We start from the raw sequence: 19615 nt of genomic DNA, 5'->3' as shown, positions 1-19615 counted from the left end.
TCACCAGGTTACGTCAACACCGTTGACACAAGGGTGAAGGGGCTGTTTCATCGGCGGACATACACGGATCACCGCGGTGCCACATCACGCACCACCCCCCTTCCGTACGACGCGACCGGACCCCGATCCAGGTTCCGGCCCGCGCCGCCCTGCCCCGCCGCCCCACCCGCACCTCCACGCCCCCCTGGCCGGCCGAGACCGGTCCCGGCCCGCCGTCCAAGGAGTGAGTGCCATGCCTTCCGCAGTGCAGCAGGACCCCGGCCCGGCGAGAATGCGCCGCTCGCTGGGGGTGAAGGACGGGGTGGCGATCGCCGCGTCGAGCACCGCCGCGACCACCAGCATCGGTATCGGAATGGGCACTCTGGCCGCGTACACCGGCCGGCAGACGCCCGCCCTGTTGCTGCTGGCCTTCCTGCCCATCCTCGGTATCGCGCTGTCGTACGCCCGGCTCAACCGCACCGAACCGAACTGCGGCAGCGGCTACACCTGGGTGGGCCGGTCCATCGGCCCCTGGCCCGGCTTCCTGACCGGGTGGGTGGTGCTGGTCGGCAACGTGATCTTCATGGCGTACACGGGTGCGGTGACCGGCTCCGTCGTGCTCCAGTTCCTCAACAAGATGGGCCTGCACAGCGTCTGGGGGATCCGGCTGGATCCGGCCTCGACCGGCATCAGCACCGCCGTCGGCCTGGTCGCGCTGGTCATCGTCACGGTCACCGCCATCACGGGCGTGCGGGCCGCGACCCGGCTCCAGATGTGGCTGCTGGTCTTCGAGTACACGGTTCTGCTGCTCTTCTGCGGCTACGCCCTGTTCACCGGCGATCAGCCGTTCTCGCTGTCCTGGCTCAACCCGTTCGAGATCTCCTCCCCCCAGGCGCTGGCCCAGGGGATGGTGCTGGCGGTGTTCTTCTACTGGGGCTGGGATGCCGCGTTCAGTGTCAACGAGGAGACCCGTAGCGCCACCGACGCGGCCCGCGGCGGACTGATCGCGCTGGTGGCGATGCTGGGGCTGTTCCTGGTCGGTGCGTTCGCCTTCCAGCGGGTGATGAGCACCGGCGAACTCATCCACAACGGGCCGCAGGCACTCACCTTCCTCGGCAGCGAACTGGCACCGGAGCCCTGGGCCTCGCTGCCCCTGGCCGCCCTGATGTGCTCCGCCTTCGCCTCTCTCCAGTCGAGCGTCATCCCCACCGCCCGCGGCGCGCTGGCGATGGCCCGCGACCGGACGCTGGGCCCGGTGTGGCAGCGGGTGCACCCGCGCTACGGCTCCCCCGCCGTCGGCACCCTGCTGATCATGGCTCTCGCCGCACTGCTCGCCGTGCTCGCGGTCGGCATACCCAAGCTCAACGAGATGATCCTGACGGCCGTCAACTCGATCGGCCTGACCGTGGCCCTCTACTACGGACTCACCGCACTCGCCTGCGCGGTGCGCTTCCGCCACAGCCTGCGCGACGGGGCGGTACGCGCGCTGCGGGACGTGGTCGTCCCGGCGGCGAGCGCGCTGGCACTCTTCGGGCTCGGCGGCTACCTCGTCTGGGACTACGCCACCATGAGCGACCACTTCGAGGCGAGCCCGGACAACGGCTGGTTCATGCTGCTGCTGCCCGCCCTGTTCATCCTGCTCGGCCTGGCCACCGCCGCCTGGGCCAAGTGGGTGCGCCGCGCCCCGTACTTCCGCACCGGGCAAGGGACGGACGCCGAGTCGGTCAGCCTGCCGATGGACGCGAACGCCACCCCGCTCCCCACCCCCTCGGAGGGCTGAGCGCGGGCCCGGCCCGCCGTCCGCCCGCGCCCCTGACGACCGCCCTCGCCCCACACACCCACATACCCAGACACCCAACACACCTGGAGCAGCAACCACATGGATCTCCGCACCACCGTGGACCCGGAGCCGAACCCGGACACCGCCGGCCCCGGGGCCACCGGCAACGGCCCCGCCGACCTCGTCTTCCTCTCCGGCCCCGTGCACACCGTCGACTCCGCACGCACCCGGGCGAGCGCGGTGGCGGTGCGCGGGGACCGCATCGTCGCCGTCGGGCACGACGCGGCGGTCCATGACCTGATCGGGCCCGCCACGGAGGTCGTCGATCTGCACGGGAAGCTGCTCATCCCCGGTTTCCAGGACGCCCATGTCCATCCGGTCGGCGGCGGGCTGGAGTTGGCGCTGTGCGATCTGAGCGCGGCCGTCACCGCCGAGGCGTACCGCGAACTGATCAGCGCCTACGCGGCAGCGCATCCGGAGGCACCGTGGATCACCGGGGGCGGCTGGTCCATGGAGGCGTTCCCCGGCGGCATGCCGACGAGGGAGTTCCTGGACGCCCTCGTGCCCGACCGCCCGGTGTTCCTCCTCAACCGCGATCACCACGGCGGCTGGGCCAACTCCCTTGCCCTGGAACGGGCCGGGATCACCTCCCGTACGCCGGACCCGTCCGACGGGCGGATCGAGCGGGACGCCGAAGGCCACCCGACCGGCATGCTCCAGGAGGGCGCCATGCAGCTGGTGGCCGACCTGATCCCGGAAGCGACGCTCGCCGAGCAGACCGCCGGACTGCTCAGGGCGCAGCGTCTCCTCCATGGGTACGGAGTAACCGCATGGCAGGACGCGATGCTGGGCCGCGGTCCCGGAGGGGCCGACGCCACCCCCGCGTACGTGGCCGCCCGGCGCGACGGCAAACTCACCGCACGGGTAACGGGGGCGCTGTGGTGGGACCGGTCCCGCGGGGCGGAGCAGATCCCCGAACTCCTCGCCCGCCGGAAGGAGTTGACGGGCGGACGGCTCCGGGCGACCAGCGTCAAGATCATGCAGGACGGGATCGCCGAGAACCACACGGCCGCCCTGCTCAGCCCCTATCTCACCGCCTGCGGCTGCGCCTCCGACAACAGCGGCATCTCCTTCATCGACCCCGAGGACCTGCGGACGTACGTCACCCGGCTGGACGCGGAGGGCTTCCAGGTGCACTTCCACGCCCTGGGCGACCGGGCCGTCCGCGAAGCGCTGGACGCGGTCGAGGCGGCCCGGCGGACGAACGGTCTGCGCGACACCCGGCCGCACCTCGCCCATCTCCAGGTGGTCCACCCCGACGACGTCCCGCGCTTCCGCCGGCTCGGCGCGACGGCGAACATCCAGGCGCTCTGGGCGGCCCACGAGCCGCAGATGGACGAGCTGACCATCCCCTACCTGGGCCCCGAACGGGCCGCCTGGCAGTACCCGTTCGGGGATCTGCTGCGCTCGGGCGCCACCCTCGCGGCGGGCAGCGACTGGCCGGTCAGCTCCCCCGACCCGATCGCCGCCCTGCATGTCGCGGTCAACCGCCGCGCGCCGGACGGTCCGCCCTCGGCACCGGTCTTCCTGCCCGAGCAGCGCATCGACCTGGGCTCGGCGCTCGCCGCGTACACGGCCGGCAGCGCCTACGCCAACCACCTCGACGACACCGGCACCATCCAGCCGGGAAAGCTGGCCGACCTGGTCGTCCTCGACCGGGACCCCTTCGACGGCGCCGACGAGGAGATCGCCGCGACCCGTGTGCTCCAGACGTTCGTCGGGGGGCAGCGGGTCTACGCGGCCGAGGACGCCTGAGGTCGAGGCGCAGGGGGCTCGCCCGTCGGCGGAGCGGCCGGCCGCCGCACGGTCGCCGTCCGACGGGCCCGGCCCTCCCGCGCCGCGCCACCGCGGCGCTGTTCACCCACCCCGCGGCCGTCCCGCCGGCGCCCTGCGCCCTGCCGGCACGGCGGCCCGCTCCCCCGGTGTGCGGGCCGGTGCGGTGCGGCGCCCCCCGTTGGCGAAGAAGTCCGCCAGGGGCAGTGTCGCCGCGCCGACCGTGACGGCGTCCGGGCCGAGGCTGCCGAGATCGATGGTGACGCGGCCGGCGGGGTGGGCGAGGGAGTAGGCGGTGGCGTGGGCGCGCACGGCGGGGAGGAGGTACGGGCCGAGCTGGAGGCCGGCCCAGCCGCCGATGAGGACCCGTTCGGGGCTGAAGAGGTTGACCAGGCCGGAGATCCCGGCGCCGAGGTACTCCGCGGTCTCGTCCAGGACGGAGCGCGCAACCGGGTCGGCGGCCGTACCGTCGTCCGGTGGGTAGGCGGCGGCGAGCAGGGCGGTGAGCCCCGTTTCCTCGCCGGCGTCCGCGGGCAGCCGGCCGCCCGCCTCCTGCCAGCGCTGTAGCAGCGCCTCGGCCCCGGTGTAGGCCTCCAGGCAGCCGCGGGCACCGCAGCGGCAGCGCCGGCCGCGGACGCTGACCGTCAGGTGCCCCCATTCACCGGCACTGTGGCCCGCACCGCCGTCGATGACACCGCCGGTGACGATGCAGGCGCCGACGCCCGATCCGAAGAGCACAATGGCCGCGTCCTTGGCCCCGCGGCCGCCGCCGAACCACATCTCGGCCTGGCCCAGCGCCTTGGCGCCGTTGCTGAGGAAGAAGCCCACGCCGTCCGGGAGTCCGACGGCCTCGCACAGCAGCGCCTCCAGCGGTACGGCGTCCCAGCCGATGGTCTGACCGTGGACGACCGCGCCGCCGGGCCCGCCCCGGTCGAGGATGCCGGGGACCCCGACGCCGACGCCGAGCAGGCCCTCGGGGGCCACCGCGCTCTCCCGCAGCACAGTGGCGATGCCGTCGGCGATATGGCGGACGATCAGGGTCACGTCGTAGCCGTGGTGCGCCAACGGGCGTTCCGAACGGGCGAGTTCGGTCATGGCGACGTCGAAGAGTTCGACCCTGACCCGGGTCTCGCCGACATCCACACCGATCAGAGCGCCGCTCGCCGGGGCCACCCGGAGCAGGGTGCGCGGCCGGCCGCCGTCGGATTCGACCACTCCGGCCTCCTCCAGCAGTCCTTCGTCGGCGAGTTCGGTGACCACGTTGCTGACGGAGCCTGAACTGAGGCCCGTTGCCGGCCCGAGCTCCTGGCGGCTCATGGGCCCGTCGGAATACAGCCGTTGCAGGACCGCACGGCGATTGGCCCTCCGCAGGTCACGCACGGTGCGTTGGGATCGCTCGACCATCTTGTTCCCTTCTGGCCCGCGACCTGGCGGTGTCCGCTCTCTTGACGCACCCTTCTCTCGGGCCTTAACTCACGTCCTAAGTTAAGCCATGAGGCCGTTCAGGAAGTGAACACGGCCTCCCTCCGGACTCCTCAGAGAGAGGCGTATCCGTCATGCGCATACTCCGAGCCGCGATCGTCACCGCCACTGTCACCGCGCTCGCCGCCGCGGCATCCGGATGCGGCGGCGGGACGAGCCCCGGAGGAGCCGGCGACGACTCCCCCACGACGCTGACGTACTGGGCTTCCAACCAGGGGCCGAATGTCGAGGCGGACAAGAAGATCCTCGGTCCCGAACTGAAGAAGTTCGAGCGGCAGACCGGGATCAAGGTGAAGCTGGAGGTGATCCCCTGGCCCGATCTGCTCAACCGGATCCTCACCGCCACGACATCGGGCCAGGGGCCCGACGTCCTCAACATCGGCAACACCTGGTCCGCTTCGCTTCAGGCCACCGGCGCTCTGCTCCCCTGGAACAAGGAGAACCTGGACGCGATCGGCGGACGCGACCGCTTCCTTGCCCCCGCACTGGACGCCACGGGCGTGGCCGGCAAGGACCCGGCCGCGATCCCGCTGTACTCGCTGGCCTATGCGCTCTACTACAACAAGCGGATGTTCCAGGACGCCGGTATCAGCAAACCCCCGGCCACCTGGGACGAGTTGGTCGCGGACGGCAAGCGGATCTCCAAGAAGGGCAAGTGGGGCCTGGGCGCCGAGGGCGGTCAGCTGACCAACAACATCCATCAGGCCTTCGCCCTCGGCAAGCAGCACGGCGCCGACTTCTTCGACCGCTCCGGCAGACCCACCTTCACCTCGGACGGCGCGGTCGCGGCGGTCAAGCAGTACATCGACTTCATGGCCAAGGACAAGATCATCGCCCCGGGCAATGCGGAGTACGGGCAGAACCAGTCGCTGCGGGACTTCGCCACGGGCCGGACCGCGATGGTGCTGTGGCAGGCCGCGGCCACCACCTTCGCGGCCGACGGGATGAAGCCGGACGAGTGGGGCGTCGCTCCGGTGCCCGTGCCGTCCGGCACCCCGGGCACCGGCCGGCAGACCAACTCCATGCTCGCCGGCATCAATATCGCCGTCTTCAAGAACACCCACAATCTCCACGGCGCGCGGAAGTTCGTGACGTTCATGACGAGCGACAGCGAACAGCGGCTGCTCAACAAGACCTACGGCTCCATACCGCCCGTCACGGCCGCCCAGCAGGACCCGGCGTTCAACCGCCAGGACACCAAGGTGCTGCGCGAGACGCTCGCCAGGAGTGCCACGCCGCTCCCCCAGATCGCGGAGGAGTCCCAGTTCGAGACGTCCGTCGGCACCGCCGTCAAGGACCTGTTCGCCGATGCGGCGGCCGGCCACCCGGTGACGACCGCCTCCGTCAAGGCGCGGCTGGGCAAGGCCGAGCAGCAGATGACGAAATGAGGACCGTCGCCAGGCTGCGCCGCGCAGGCCTGCCGTATCTGCTGCTGCTCCCCGCGCTGCTGCTGGAACTGCTGGTCCACCTCGTCCCGATGGTCATCGGCATCGTGATGAGCTTCAAGGACCTGACCCAGCTCTTCCTCGGCAACTGGGGCGCCGCCCCGTGGAAGGGGCTGGGCAACTACCGCGTCACCGTGGATGTCGACGCCCCCGTGGGAGCCACGCTGCTGCACTCCTTCGTCGTCACCTGTGCGTTCAGCGTGCTGACGGTCGGCCTGTGCTGGCTCCTGGGCACCGCGGCCGCGATCTTCCTTCAGGAGAACTTCCGGGGCCGCGGTCTGCTGCGGGCCGTCTTCCTCACGCCCTACGCGCTGCCGATCTACGCCGCGGTGATCACCTGGGCCTTTATGTTCCAAAGGGACAACGGCCTGGTCAACCATGTGCTGCACGACCAACTGCACCTCACCGACGGCCGGCCCTTCTGGCTGCTCGGCGACAACAGCTTCCTCGCGCTGCTCGTGGTCGCCGTCTGGAAGACCTGGCCGTTCGCCTTCCTCGTGGTGATGGCCGCGCTCCAGAACATCCCCAAGGACCTCTACGAGGCGGCGGCGCTCGACGGAGCGGGCATGGTCCGGCAGATCCGCCGGATCACCCTGCCCTCCTTACGGCCGATCAACCAGGTGCTGGTGCTGGTGCTGTTCCTGTGGTCGTTCAACGACTTCAACACGCCGTATGTGCTGTTCGGGAAGGCCGCTCCGGAGGCCGCCGACCTCCTCTCCATCCACATCTACCAGTCCTCGTTCGTCACCTGGAACTTCGGTACCGGCTCGGCCATGTCCGTCCTGCTACTGCTCTTCCTGCTGGTGGTGACGGCCGGCTATCTCCTGGCCACCTCGCGCGGAAGGAAGCATGCCGATGCCTAGCGACACTGTCCGCGCGCCCCGTACAGCCGGCCGCCGGCGCTCCCCCACCGCCCCGCCCCGCTCGTTCCTCTGGACCCGCCGGATCTTCCTCACCGCACTGGCCGGCTTCGTGCTGCTCCCGGTGTACGTCATGCTCAGCAGCTCGCTCAAACCGCTGGAGGACGTCTCGGGGGCCTTCCGCTGGCTGCCGAGCGAGCTGACGGTCCGCCCCTACCTCGACATCTGGCACACCGTTCCGCTCGCCCGGTACTTCACCAACTCGCTGATCGTGGCGGGCTCGGCCACCCTCTGCTCGGTGACCGTAGCGGTCTTCGCCGCCTACGCGGTGAGCCGCTATCAGTTCCGCGGCAAGCGGATCTTCACCGTCACGGTCCTGTCCACGCAGATGTTCCCGGGCATCCTCTTCCTGCTCCCGCTCTTCCTGATCTACGTCAACATCGGGAACTCCACCGGTGTCGCCCTCTACGGCTCCCGCGGCGGCCTGATCCTGACCTATCTGACGTTCTCCCTCCCGTTCTCCATCTGGATGCTCACCGGGTACTTCGCGTCGGTGCCGCGCGAGCTGGACGAGGCCGCGTACGTGGACGGCTGCGGCCCGCTCGGTGCGCTCTTCCGGGTCGTGGTGCCGGCCGCGCTCCCCGGGATCATCGCGGTCGCCGTGTACGCCTTCATGACCGCCTGGGGCGAAGTGCTGTTCGCCTCGGTGATGACCAACGACACCACCCGCACCCTCTCGGTCGGGCTCCAGGGCTACGCCACCCAGAACGACGTCTACTGGAATCAGGTCATGGCCGCGTCCTTGGTCGTCAGCGTCCCGGTGGTCGCCGGGTTTCTGCTGCTCCAGCGCTATCTGGTCGCCGGGCTCACCGCCGGGGCCGTCAAATGACGCACGCCGAAAGGAACTCCGTGACCGACCGGATCGACTTCGCCGCCCTGCCGGACGACTTCGCCTGGGGCGTGGCCACCTCGGCGTACCAGATCGAGGGAGCGGTCGCCGAGGACGGCCGCGCCCCCTCCATCTGGGACACCTACGCACACACGCCCGGAACGACCGACAACGGCGACACCGGAGACCGGGCCTGCGAGCATTACCACCGCTGGCGCGAGGACATCGCGCTGATGCGCCAACTGGGCGTCGGCGCCTACCGGTTCTCGGTGGCCTGGCCGCGGGTCGTGCCGGACGGCGACGGCCGGGTCAACGCCGCGGGCCTGGCCTTCTACGACCGGCTCGTCGACGGCCTCCTCGAAGCGGGCATCACCCCGTACGCCACGCTCTACCACTGGGACCTGCCGCAGGCGCTCCAGGACCGTGGCGGCTGGCCCGTACGGGAGACCGCAGAGCATTTCGCGGCGTACGCCTCGGTGGTCGCCGAGAAGCTCGGTGACCGGGTGCCGCACTGGGCCACGCTCAACGAACCGCTGTGTGCGGCCTGGATCGGCCATCTCGAAGGCCGGATGGCGCCCGGTCTCACAGATCTTCCGACGGCCGTGCGTGCCTCGTACCATCTGCTGCTCGGTCACGGCCTGGCCGTCCAGGCGATCCGGGCCGCGGCCGCGGACGCCGGAATCGGCATCGTCAACAACCTGAGCACCGTCGAGCCCGCCACGGGGTCCGAGGCCGACGCCGCGGCGGCACGGCGGATGGACGGGCACACCAACCGCTGGTGGCTCGACCCGGTGCACGGCCGCGGCTTCCCCGCGGACATGCGCGAGGTGTACGGCGTCGAGCTGCCGGAGCGCGCCGGTGATCTGAAGACCATGGCGGAGCCGCTGGACTGGCTGGGGCTGAACTACTACTTCCCGGCCGTGGTCGCCGCCGAGCCGGCCGGTCCGGCACCCTTCGCCCGCCCGGTGCGCCGGCTGCATGTGCCCCGTACGGGCATGGACTGGGAGATCGACGCGGGCGGCATCGAGACTCTGCTGCTGCGCCTGACCCGGGAGTACGCGGCGCACAGGATCTACGTCACCGAGAACGGCTCCGCCTACCCGGACGTGGTCCGCCCCGGGGGCACCGTCGCGGACCCCGAGCGCACCGCCTATCTGCACCGGCATGTGGCGGCATGCGCCCGCGCGGTCCGGCAGGGCGCACCGCTCGCCGGGTATTTCGCCTGGTCGCTGATGGACAACTTCGAGTGGGCCTACGGCTACGACAAGCGCTTCGGCCTGTTCCATGTCGACTTCGCGACCCAGGCCCGCACCCTCAAGGACAGCGGCCGGCACTACGCGGAGCTGATCCGCAGCCACCGGCGGCGCGGTACCCCGCGCGCGGACTGATCTGTACATGTCCGACAGGCCGGGTCCCCAGCGTGTTCGCCGGGGCCCGGCCCGCCGCGCACGCCCCGTGCCTACTCGATGACGAGCTCGACGTCGATGTTGCCGCGGGTGGCCTTGGAGTACGGGCAGTACGCGTGCGTCGCCTCGACCAGCTGCCGCCCGGTCTCGCCCGCGAGGGCGTCCGGCAGCTCCACCCGCATGACGACGCCCAGGCCGAAGCCGGTGTCGTCCTTGCCGATGGACACCTCGGCGGTGACCGAGACGTCCTTGGTGTCGAGCTTCATCTGGCGGCCGACATTGCTCATCGCGCTGGCGAAGCAGGCCGCGTAGCCGGCGGCGAAGAGCTGCTCCGGGTTGGTACCGGCGCCGTTGCCGCCGAGGGCCGGAGGCATGGCCAGGGCCAGGTCGATCTGGCCGTCGGAGCTGACCGCCCGGCCCTCGCGGCCGTTGGCGGTGGCGACAGCGGTGTACAGCGCGTCCATCTCAGTTCCCCTTCGGTAGCGCGGCGGCCGTTCCCCGGCCGCCCGATGACCTCACAGTGGCACACATTTAAATTGGACGCAACTAAGTTGCGCACAACTAAATGACTTGCGGGGGGCTAACCTGGACCCATGACCCCGACGACCAGGCCTCCGGTGCCCGACGCCGAACTGCTCCGCCTCGACCACCAGGTCTGCTTCTCGCTGCACGCCGCCTCACGGGCCTTCGGCGGCGTCTACCGGGACGCCCTCAAGGATCTGGGCCTGACCTACCCCCAGTACCTGGTCATGCTGGTCCTGTGGGAGCACGGCTCCCAGCCGGTCAAGGCCATCGGCGAACAGCTCCGGCTGGACTCGGGCACCCTCTCCCCGCTCCTCAAACGCCTGGAGTCGGCCGGCCTGGTACGCCGCGAACGGAGCAGCGAGGACGAGCGGTCGGTCACCATCCACCTCACCCCCGCCGGCGACGACCTGCGCGAGGCGGCCCTGCCGGTCCCCCGCAGGATGCTGGCCGCGACCGGCCTCACGATCGAGGAACTGCGCACGCTCCAGGGCCTGTTGGGGCGTGTGACAAGCGCCCTCGACGAAGCCTGACACCGGAGGATTCCGCAGTCCGCCGGCCTCCGGCCCGTACCTCTCGCCCCTCCGCGGCGTTACGTACGTAGGTGCTTTCCACAGCGTCCGCAAGGCGAGGCGCCCACGCCCCGTCCACCCCGGTGCGCTCATCACCCCATTGAGCTACCAAGGTTGGGGAGTCATCGGGACAAAGGCGTATAAAGAGGGGTCAAACCAGCCGGAGCCGCCGGTGAAATCCCGCCCACGACGCGGTTGGCAGCATCGCCTACGACAAGCGGAGGAGCGCCACGTGAAAGCGGCAGAAGTTGTCAACACCTTGCTGGTCCAACGATTCGGGGTCTCCTCGGTCGACATCGCCGACGAGACTCCGCTGCGCAGCCTGCGCCTCGACTCCCTGGCGCTGGAAGAACTCCGCGTCCTCATCGAGGAACGACTGGACATCGACCTCGACGAGGTCTCGCTGACCCCACGGAACACCGTGGGCCAGCTGGTATCGGCCGTCGACGGCAAAGTCCCGGCATGACGGCCCGCCAGGAGCCGTTCTCCGCGGCCGTAACAGGACTGGGGCTGGTGACCGCGGCGGGCGTGGGAACGAAGGCCACCTGGCACTCCGTCACCCAGGAAACGGTGCCCGGCGGAGTGACCCATCAGGAAGAACTCGCCGATCTGCCCTGCGACTTCATGTACACCATCACCGATCTGGACACCACCGAGCTGCTCGGGGTGGCCACCCAGCGGCTGATGGACCGCTTCGCGCAGCTCGCGGTGATCGCCGCCCGGGAGGCCGTCTCCGATGCCGGACTCGACCCGGAGTCCTGGGACAGCAGCCGCGTCGCGGTGGTCATCGGCTCCGCTCACGGCGGACTGCCGTTCTACGACCAGCAGCATGTCGCCATGGCCGAGCGCGGCGCCCGCCGGGTCTCCCCCAAGCTCGCCCCGCTGACCGTTGTCAACAGCGCCGCCAGCAGCGTCTGTATGGACGTCGGGGCGCAGGGCCCCAGCCTGGGCGTGGCCACGGCCTGCTCCTCGGGCACCGTGGCCCTGGGCACCGCGCATCAGCTGCTGCGCGCCGGGGTCTGCGATATCGCCATCGCCGGCGGGGCCGAGTCGGTCCTCTCCCGGCTGCTGATCGCCAGCGCCTGCCAGATGAAGGCGGTCTCCACCCGCCGGGACGATCCGGCCACCGCATGCCGCCCCTTCGACGCGGGCCGGGACGGCTTCGTGGTCGGCGAGGGCGCCGGGCTCCTCGTGCTGGAGCGGCCCGAGCACGCCAGGGCACGCCGGGCGCCCGTCCGTGCACACATCCGCGGATACGGCGCCTCCAGCGATGCCTACGCGGCGGTGGCCCCGGAGCCCGAGGGCAAGGGCATCGAGCGGGCGCTGCGCAGCGCGCTGGCCGACGCGGGAGTGCAGGCCGGCGATGTCGGCCATGTCAACGCGCACGGCACCTCGACGGTCGCCAACGACCACATCGAGGCGGCCGTGCTCCAGCGGGTCCTCGGCGATCACCCCCTGGTCACCTCGACCAAGGGGATGACCGGACACGCCCTGGGCGCCGCCGGCGGAATCGAGGCCGCGCTGACCGTGCTCGCCCTGGAGCAGCAGCTGGTGCCACCGACCGCCAACCTCGAGGTACTGGATCCGCGTATCCCGGTCGACATCGTGCACAAGGAAGCCCGGCAGGCGGCGTTCGACTGCGCGGTCAAGACGTCGCTCGGCTTCGGCGGGCACAACGCCGCACTGGTCCTGACCCGCTAGACCGCCCCCGCGCGCCGCGCCGGCGCGCCCGTTCCCGCCGTGCCCCGAGAAGGAATGTGAATGTCCGAGGAAACAATCCGCTCCTTGTCGGTGCACGGGGTGTCCTATTCCTACCGCCGGCTGCGACAGCCGCGGCGGATCACCGAGCCCGTTCTGGTGCTGGGCGGCGCGCTGCAAGGAATGTTCGGCTGGCCGCAGATGGAAGATCATGTGGGGCCGTTGGCGGACGTGGTGACCGCCGACCTGCCGGGCATGGGGAGCGCCGACCCGCTTCCGCCGGGGCCGAGCATCGATGTCGTGTGCGCGGCGATCGAGGGCATCATCGACGATCTGGACGTCCCGCGGATCAATCTCTTCGGCTTCTCCTACGGGGCGGGCCTGGCCTACGGATGCGCCCGGCGGTTCCCCGGGCGCATCGCGCGGCTCGCCCTGGGCGGCGTTCCGGCGCACATCAGCGAAGCGCAGATGGAGCTGTGGCGCCGGGCGTCCGACCATCTCTCGCACGGCGACACCGAGGCCTTCGCGACCCTGGTCACCGAGGGCCTGATGTGCCTCGACGACCGTCGGCACGTCGCCCACAGGAAGCTGGCGTACCGCTATGTCAGGCGCTCGATGCTGCATGCGGCCCGGAGCTCCCGGCACGCCGTCGACTCGCTGCGCCGCGGGATCTCGGACCGTCCGGACTTCTCGGGCGGACTGACCGGTGTCCCCACGCTCGTCTTCAGCGGCGAGCACGACACGGTGACCTCCCCGGCCCGGCAGCGGGACTTCGCGGCCACCATCCCGGGCAGTTGCTTTCTGACAATTCCCGACGCCGATCACTGGGTGGTGCTCGAACGGCCGCAAGAGGTCGCGGACTTGGCGGCCCGGTTCTTCACCGATGGGCCGCTGGGCTCGGCACCCTGTCTCGCGCCGGTGGTGCGCGAGGAGGCGTCGGCGGCCGATCCGGCGTGTGTGTGATCCCCCGCAATTACATTCCCTTGCAGTTATATAACCTCAGCGGCATACTAGGGATATGCCCCTACCGTTCGAGGTACTCGCGGAGCCGAGCCGGCGCAAGATTCTCGACCTGCTCGTGGAGCGCCCCCGGCTGGTCGGTGAGCTCACGGAGCAGCTCGGACTGAGCCAGCCCGGCACCTCCAAGCATCTGCGGGTGCTGCGCGAGGCCGGGCTGGTCCAGGTCCGCCAGGACGGCCGGCGCCGCTGGTACGAGCTCCGGCCCGAGCCCCTGGCGGAGCTGGACGCCTGGCTCGCGCACTACCGGCATCTGTGGACCGGGAGCCTGGACGCCCTGGAACGGCATCTCGACGCCATGGAGGACGACCCCCGATGAACCCGCACTCCGACCGCCTCACCGCAAGCGACGGCCGCAACGCACTCCGTATGGAGCGCAGGCTCGCCCATCCGCCCGCGAAGGTCTGGGCGGCGATCACCGACCCGGCGCAGATCGGGCGGTGGTTCCCCTCCGAGGTCACCGTGGAACTCCGGCCCGGCGGCGCAATGACCTTCTCCATGCCCGGCGTGAGCGGTGTCGCCATGACCGGTGCGGTCACCGACGCCGAGGAGCCCCGGCTGTTCGCCTTCACCTGGGGCGAGGACCATCTGCGCTGGGAGATCACACCGGACGGCAACGGCTCGCTGCTGACCTTGGTGCACACCTTCGGCGACCGGTTCGGCGGCGCGAGCTTCGCCTCCGGCTGGCATCTGTGCCTCACCGCGCTGTCCCAGCTGCTCGACGGCGAACCGACGGCCGTGCCGCGCGACACGGGAGAGCTGCACGAGGCGTATGTCGAGCAGTTCGATCTCGGGCAGGGGGTGATCGAGGACACCCCGGAGGGGCCGCGGGTCCGCTTCGAGCGCCAGCTCGTACGGCCCGCCGAGACCGTCTGGGCGGCGCTGACCTCGGGAAACGACCCTGTGGCGGGTGCGCCGGCGCCGGACGGCTTCACCGCGGGGAAGGTCCCGGCCGGACCCGTCACCGAGGCGGCGGCCCCCTCGGTACTGGCCTATCGCTGGCACCCGGAAGGCACGGTCCGCTGGGAGCTGGGCCGGGGCACCGGCCATGGCGCCCGGCTCGTCCTCACCCAGACCGGCCCGCGGGGCTTTGACGCCGACGCCGCACGGAATGCGTGGCACGAACGCATCGAGCACCTCGCGGCACGACTGCTGGAGAACTGAAAAGCCGCGGCCCCCGCTGCCGCACGCTCGCGCCCCCTACGGACTCCCCAGGGGGCGCGAGCGCTTTAGCGCTCCGCAGCGCGATGCGCCGCGGAAGCCGCCTGCGGAATTGCGCTTCCTCCGTGTGAGCCAGGCAACTTTGCGGTGTCGCGGAGGGCCTTTGGGCGACGGTGCCGGGTGATGCCCGGCACGAGACGTACGTCACGTACGAGCATGCCTAGTCGATGCCATTCCCCGCGCTGAGCGCAAAGCACGGCATTTACAACGGACATCTCGCTCTATCTCACGAAGATAGGTAGTACAAGGCATCTTTGCCACCATCCAGGGCGCCCGCTAACCATGTTCGGCGTAGCACGGGGAACGAGCCTGCGACCTCAGCCAGCACGGCGAACGCGGCCATTCCCTCGGTCTCACGCGCCAACCGAAGGCCGCTCTCCCCCGCCACCAAGCCCTGGAAGAGGTCACATTCCCATGCCTAACTTCACCCTGCCCCGCCCTGCCCGTATCAGCCGCGGCCAGAAGGTCTCCGCGGCGCTGGTGGCCACCGCGAGCTGCGCCGCCGCCCTGGCGTTCACCGCGGCACCGAGCAACGCCCAGACCACCGCCGCAGACGCACCGGCCACGGTGAAGCCGGTCAGCGCCAACGGCCTTCCGCTCACCGCGAAGGACCGCGCCGACGACGGCAAGAAGGCCCAGCAGGCCGCCTCGTCCGTCACTGCCGGCCACCTCAAGGTCACCGCGGTCGAGAAGCAGGGGCATGTCGCCAAGCAGGCCGCCAACCGGTCCGTCGAGCGCAAGGCCATAGCCAAGCCGAAGGCGGCCCCCAAGCGCTACGCGAACAACCTCGACGGCTGGATCCGTGAGTCGCTGTCCATCATGAAGGACAAGGGCATCCCCGGCTCCTACGAGGGCCTGCACCGCAACATCATGCGGGAGTCCGCCGGCGACCCCAACGCCGTCAACGACTGGGACATCAACGCGATCAACGGCGTTCCCTCCAAGGGCCTGCTCCAGGTGATCCAGCCCACCTTCGACACCTACCACGTGGCCGGTACGCCCCATAAGCTCACCGACCCGATCGCCAACATCACCGCCGCCGCCAACTACGCGGCCCACCGGTACGGCTCGATCGACAACGTCAACTCGGCCTACTGAGCCGGAGGGACGCGACCGTGAGGACGGTCGGAGCAGACTGATACGGGTGCCGCAGTGCGGCACCAGGCATGGCAACGGCAGTGGCCCTGCCCGCATCTCGCGGGTGGGGCCATTGCCGTTGCCCTTGCCGTTCGGCGCTCGTGCCGGGCGTCGGCGCTCTTACCGGACGCCGGTGCCTGGGCCTGTGCCGTACGGGGCCCGTGCCGTACGCCGGTGCCCGACGCCGCGCGTCAGAAGCGGTCGCGGCCTGCCAGGCCGCCGCCGAAGAGGATGTCGAGAACCTCACCGGCGAAGCGAAGTCCCTCTCGCTCCTTGAGCGTGAGGTGGTGCCGGCGGTACGAGCTGTCCTGCTGGTGGCCATCGGCCGGTGCCGCGGCGGCGACGCCCGTCGCCAGGAGACCCACGGCGAGAAGCCCGGTGAGAACTACGGTGATACGACGGATCATGAGCACGTCCCTACGGTGAGTGATGACTGTCTGCGTGTCACCTTCGGGGAGTGGAGGGCCCGTAGTCATGCGACAGCTCCGGGCGCTGCTGCGAACGGACCAGCAGCACCGCCGTATCGCCGTATCGGGTCCGCACCGGAGGCCCGCCCGGCGCGCTCCGTTCCGCGATGCCGCACACCCGCGAAACCGGCCCCTGTCCCGATCGTGAATCAGGGCACAATTGCCGCCCTATTCGGCCCCGTACTCGGTGTCCCACAGCACATTTGGGGATTCCCGGCCCTCCGCACCGGATCGCCGACCGGGCAAATGGGCTGCCATCCGTGCCGGAATCGGTGCCGGAGAACCGTAATTCCGGTGTGAGCCAGGCAACTTATACACACCGGCCGAGCGGCCTTTGAAGCGGCTATCAGGTGACTCGGGGCACGCGACGTACGTCACTTACGAGCCCGCTTAGTCGATGGCTATGCCGCCATTCCGGGCCAACGCCGCCAGGAACGCTTATCACTTCTGGAATCCGGGTTTATCTCACGAAGATGAGTAGTACCGAGCACCATTGCCTCGATTCGGGGCCGGCGTTAACCATGGATTCCGACGCACCGAGAGCGAGCTTGCGACTCACGCCCCAAGGCGATCGCAGCAAAGACCTCCAGTGCGGAACGCGCCGCCAAAAAAGGCCGCCTCCCCGTCCCCAGTACCTGGAAGAGGTCAATCTGCATGCCCAGCTTTACCCTGCCCCGCGCTGCCCGCATCACCCGCATCACCCGCACCCACAAGATCGCCGTGGCCGTTCTGGCCGCCGCGGGTGCCACCTCGGGCCTGGCCGTCACCTCGGCGCCGGACACCGCTCAGGCCGCTTCTGAGCACGCCCCGGCCGCGGTCAAGCCCGTCGATGCGAAGGGGCAGCCGGCCAAGGCGGACGACGCCAAGACCGGCCGCGCCGTGACCGCCTCGGTCGCCGACCACGTCAAGGTCGACTCCGTCGCCAAGCAGCACAGCGCCAAGCAGGCCGCCAGCCGCTCCGCCGAGCGCCCGGCCGTCAAGGACTACCCGAACAACCTGGACGGCTGGATCCGTGAGTCGCTGTCCATCATGAAGGACAAGGGCATCCCCGGCTCCTACGAGGGCCTGCACCGCAACATCATGCGGGAGTCCGCCGGCGACCCCAACGCCGTCAACGGCTGGGATGTCAACGCCGTCAACGGCACGCCCTCCAAGGGCCTGCTCCAGGTGATCCAGCCCACCTTCGACACCTACCACGTCGAGGGCACCCCCAATAAGCTCACCGACCCGATCGCCAACATCACGGCTGCCGCCAACTACGCGGCCGACCGGTACGGCTCGATCGACAACGTCGACTCGGCCTACTGAGCCGCCTGGGCCGAAAAGCCGTCGGCGCCCTCCGGGCCGGCCGAGCCGGATGAGGCCAGGGGGATGACGGACCATAAATGCGGGCCGACAGGCTCGGCACAGAGCAGCTTGCGAAGCGGCGGAATGGCGCGTTCGCCGCTGCGCGGTGGAGCGGGTCCCGGCAGTGCCGGGGCCCGCTTCGCTCTGTCGTACGGCACAACGGTCCGGGCGGGGGGCGCGGGTGACCCGGGGGCGCGGGTAACCGACTCCGGCCGCCAGACGGGTGAGATGCGGGGCCGGTCGGCGGACGAACGGCCTGTTGGGTCATAGAGTCAGGCGGTTCTGCGTATAAGTCTCTTATCGGCAGGATTCTGCTCAAAAGCTGCCGAACCTGACTCAACCGAAGGCCTTCGGAGGCATGCGATGCCCTTGCGCAGATCCGGTCCGGCCCGCCGTACAGTCCCTATTGCGGCCGGAACTCTCTTCTCTCTTCTCTCCGTGCTCGCTCTGCCCCTCGCGCTGCCCGGCTCCGCCACGGCGTCGGATGCCGAGAAGAGACCCGCCCACCCCGAACAGGACTGGATGGGTTCCACCATCGCGGCCCATGAAGGCGTCGTCCGGGCCGGTGGTTCCCAGCCGCGGGCCTCCTCCAAAAGGGCCGTGTCCGGCGTCGATGTCTCCAGCCACAACGGCAAGGTCGGCTGGCATGCGCTGCGCAAGTCCGGGGTGCGTTTCGCGTACGTCAAGGCCAGCGAGGGGACCAGCTACACCAACCCGTACTTCGCGCAGCAGTACAGAGGCTCGTACGCCTCCGGCATGATCCACGGCGCGTACCACTTCGCGCTGCCCGACCACTCCAGCGGCGGTTCCCAGGCGCGGTACTTCGCCGACCACGGCGGCGACTGGTCCGCTGACGGCAGGACGCTGCCCGGCGCGCTCGACATGGAGTACAACCCTTACGGCGCGACCTGCTACGGCAAGAGCCACAAGGCGATGGTCGGCTGGATCCACGACTTCGTGCGCACCTACCGTGAGGAGACCGGCCGCGACGCGGTCATCTACACCTCCACCAACTGGTGGAAGCGGTGCACCGGCAACTCCGGCAAGTTCGGCAGGACCAACCCGCTGTGGATTCCGCGCTACGGCTCCTCCGTGGGCAAGCTGCCGGCCGGCTGGCGGTTTCACAGCATCTGGCAGCACACCTCCTCGGGCCACCCGGTCGGCGACCGCAACCGCTTCAACGGCACGTACACCCGTCTCAAGGTCCTTGCGAACGGCGACGACTGATCCCGTACACCCCCGCACCCGACCGGTCCCCGGCGCCTCCCCCGGCGCCGGGGACCGGCCGTTGTCCGCTCTCATCCACCGTCTGCGCGGCGCGAGTCGGGTGGATTTTTCGACAACCCGGTTCGAACAACGGGGAATTCACTTCCGCGGTACAACCATCCACCACCGACCGCTGTCCAACACTGCGAAATGACCACGCGACGCACTCCACCCGACGGGGGTATTCCGATGAAGCGTTCACGTGCCATCGCAGGATCCGCAGTGCTGGCCGTGGCGAGTATCGCCACGATGACAGCGGCCACCACCGCGACCGCGGCCACGAAGGCCGCCGCGTACAACGGAGCCTGTGGCAGCGGCTACAGCGTAGTGAATTCCGTACCGGTCACCGGAAAGGGGACCGTGTACCTGACGTACAGCGCAAAGACCGGAAAGAACTGCGTCGTGACGGTGCGCAACAGCCCCGGTAAGCCCGTGTACATGTACACGTATCTCACGGCCACCGACGGCAGTTCCGATTGGGTTTACGACAGCGGGCAGTACACCTCCTACGCCGGTCCCGTCTATCTGCCCGCGAAGGGCATTTGCGTGGACTGGGGTGGCTCGATCGAGTCGGTCAGCGTCAGCGTTTCCGGCTCCAACTGCGGCCGGATGGCTGCCGGCGTCGTGAAGCACCACTGAGTCGGCCGTGACGGCGGGTTCCCGGGCAGCGCCCGCCCGGGGGCCCGCCGTTGGC

Annotated in this window: 19 protein-coding genes; 16 read left to right on the top strand and 3 right to left on the bottom strand. The window is 70.0% G+C overall.

Translation table 11 applies throughout. The annotated features are described in order from the left end of the window. Positions 1–232: 232 nt before the first annotated feature. Together K7C20_RS33640 and K7C20_RS33635 are read left to right on the top strand one after the other, a co-directional pair. Entirely contained in the window at positions 233–1759 is a 1527-nt protein-coding gene (locus K7C20_RS33640; RefSeq protein ID WP_048829705.1) for an APC family permease, read from the top strand. A 99-nt stretch (positions 1760–1858) separates the two neighbouring features. Continuing rightward, positions 1859–3574, top strand: a complete 1716-nt coding sequence (locus K7C20_RS33635) for an amidohydrolase (RefSeq protein WP_078953426.1) — start codon at positions 1859–1861, stop codon at positions 3572–3574. A 102-nt stretch (positions 3575–3676) separates the two neighbouring features. Here K7C20_RS33635 and K7C20_RS33630 read toward each other — a convergent pair whose 3' ends face one another. Beyond that, positions 3677–4996 carry an ROK family transcriptional regulator gene (locus K7C20_RS33630; RefSeq protein WP_053209814.1) on the bottom strand — a complete coding sequence of 440 codons (1320 nt, stop codon included), beginning with the start codon at positions 4994–4996 and terminating at the stop codon, positions 3677–3679. 152 nt (positions 4997–5148) lie between these two features. Between K7C20_RS33630 and K7C20_RS33625 the strand changes: the two genes are divergently transcribed. The 4 genes from K7C20_RS33625 to K7C20_RS33610 are packed head-to-tail and all read left to right on the top strand — an operon-like array spanning position 5149 to position 9656. Then, positions 5149–6462, top strand: a complete 1314-nt coding sequence (locus tag K7C20_RS33625) for an extracellular solute-binding protein (protein ID WP_053209813.1) — start codon at positions 5149–5151, stop codon at positions 6460–6462. Continuing rightward, positions 6459–7382 (top strand): carbohydrate ABC transporter permease, encoded by a 924-nt coding sequence (locus K7C20_RS33620; protein ID WP_030083799.1) that lies wholly within the window; start codon positions 6459–6461, stop codon positions 7380–7382. The genes K7C20_RS33625 and K7C20_RS33620 overlap by 4 nt, the downstream gene beginning before the upstream one ends. Continuing rightward, complete coding sequence (locus K7C20_RS33615; RefSeq protein WP_053209812.1) at positions 7375–8268, top strand: carbohydrate ABC transporter permease; 894 nt, start codon at positions 7375–7377, stop codon at positions 8266–8268. The genes K7C20_RS33620 and K7C20_RS33615 overlap by 8 nt, the downstream gene beginning before the upstream one ends. Further along, positions 8265–9656 (top strand): GH1 family beta-glucosidase, encoded by a 1392-nt coding sequence (locus K7C20_RS33610; protein ID WP_053209811.1) that lies wholly within the window; start codon positions 8265–8267, stop codon positions 9654–9656. Before K7C20_RS33615 ends, K7C20_RS33610 begins: the two co-directional genes overlap by 4 nt. 71 nt (positions 9657–9727) lie before the next feature. Here K7C20_RS33610 and K7C20_RS33605 read toward each other — a convergent pair whose 3' ends face one another. Then, a complete protein-coding gene (locus K7C20_RS33605; protein WP_030083791.1) occupies positions 9728–10138 on the bottom strand; it encodes an organic hydroperoxide resistance protein in 411 nt (136 codons plus the stop codon). A gap of 129 nt (positions 10139–10267) precedes the next feature. Here K7C20_RS33605 and K7C20_RS33600 point away from each other — a divergent pair, with 129 nt between their 5' ends. From K7C20_RS33600 to K7C20_RS33570, 7 genes are all read left to right on the top strand, one after another. Next, the gene (locus tag K7C20_RS33600) at positions 10268–10729 is read left to right on the top strand and encodes a MarR family winged helix-turn-helix transcriptional regulator (RefSeq protein ID WP_030083789.1); all 462 of its coding nucleotides are present in this window, start codon (positions 10268–10270) and stop codon (positions 10727–10729) included. Positions 10730–11000: 271 nt separating this feature from the next. Then, the gene (locus tag K7C20_RS33595) at positions 11001–11234 is read left to right on the top strand and encodes an acyl carrier protein (RefSeq protein ID WP_030083787.1); all 234 of its coding nucleotides are present in this window, start codon (positions 11001–11003) and stop codon (positions 11232–11234) included. Next, positions 11231–12469, top strand: a complete 1239-nt coding sequence (locus K7C20_RS33590) for a beta-ketoacyl-[acyl-carrier-protein] synthase family protein (protein ID WP_030083785.1) — start codon at positions 11231–11233, stop codon at positions 12467–12469. The genes K7C20_RS33595 and K7C20_RS33590 overlap by 4 nt, the downstream gene beginning before the upstream one ends. A 60-nt stretch (positions 12470–12529) precedes the next feature. Further along, positions 12530–13429 carry an alpha/beta fold hydrolase gene (locus tag K7C20_RS33585; RefSeq protein WP_030083784.1) on the top strand — a complete coding sequence of 300 codons (900 nt, stop codon included), beginning with the start codon at positions 12530–12532 and terminating at the stop codon, positions 13427–13429. Positions 13430–13484: 55 nt separating this feature from the next. Next, a complete protein-coding gene (locus K7C20_RS33580) occupies positions 13485–13802 on the top strand; it encodes an ArsR/SmtB family transcription factor (protein WP_030083782.1) in 318 nt (105 codons plus the stop codon). After that, positions 13799–14647 (top strand): SRPBCC family protein, encoded by an 849-nt coding sequence (locus K7C20_RS33575; RefSeq protein ID WP_030083780.1) that lies wholly within the window; start codon positions 13799–13801, stop codon positions 14645–14647. Before K7C20_RS33580 ends, K7C20_RS33575 begins: the two co-directional genes overlap by 4 nt. A 471-nt stretch (positions 14648–15118) precedes the next feature. Continuing rightward, entirely contained in the window at positions 15119–15802 is a 684-nt protein-coding gene (locus K7C20_RS33570) for a transglycosylase SLT domain-containing protein (protein ID WP_222892703.1), read from the top strand. A gap of 230 nt (positions 15803–16032) precedes the next feature. Here K7C20_RS33570 and K7C20_RS33565 read toward each other — a convergent pair whose 3' ends face one another. Next, entirely contained in the window at positions 16033–16248 is a 216-nt protein-coding gene (locus K7C20_RS33565; protein WP_030083774.1) for a hypothetical protein, read from the bottom strand. Positions 16249–16962: 714 nt separating this feature from the next. Between K7C20_RS33565 and K7C20_RS33560 the strand changes: the two genes are divergently transcribed. The 3 genes from K7C20_RS33560 (at position 16963) to K7C20_RS33550 (ending at position 19560) form a co-directional block, all read left to right on the top strand. Then, positions 16963–17616 (top strand): transglycosylase SLT domain-containing protein, encoded by a 654-nt coding sequence (locus tag K7C20_RS33560; RefSeq protein WP_222892702.1) that lies wholly within the window; start codon positions 16963–16965, stop codon positions 17614–17616. Positions 17617–18018: 402 nt separating this feature from the next. After that, entirely contained in the window at positions 18019–18882 is an 864-nt protein-coding gene (locus tag K7C20_RS33555; protein WP_030086448.1) for a lysozyme, read from the top strand. 228 nt (positions 18883–19110) lie between these two features. Continuing rightward, the gene (locus K7C20_RS33550) at positions 19111–19560 is read left to right on the top strand and encodes a hypothetical protein (protein WP_030086450.1); all 450 of its coding nucleotides are present in this window, start codon (positions 19111–19113) and stop codon (positions 19558–19560) included. Positions 19561–19615 lie beyond the last annotated feature (55 nt).

Origin of the sequence: Streptomyces decoyicus (genome assembly GCF_019880305.1) — a bacterium.
In the GTDB taxonomy this organism is placed as follows: domain Bacteria; phylum Actinomycetota; class Actinomycetes; order Streptomycetales; family Streptomycetaceae; genus Streptomyces; species Streptomyces decoyicus.
The sequence above is the reverse complement of the archived record's forward strand: the minus strand, read 5'-3'. Positions and strand labels throughout refer to the sequence as shown.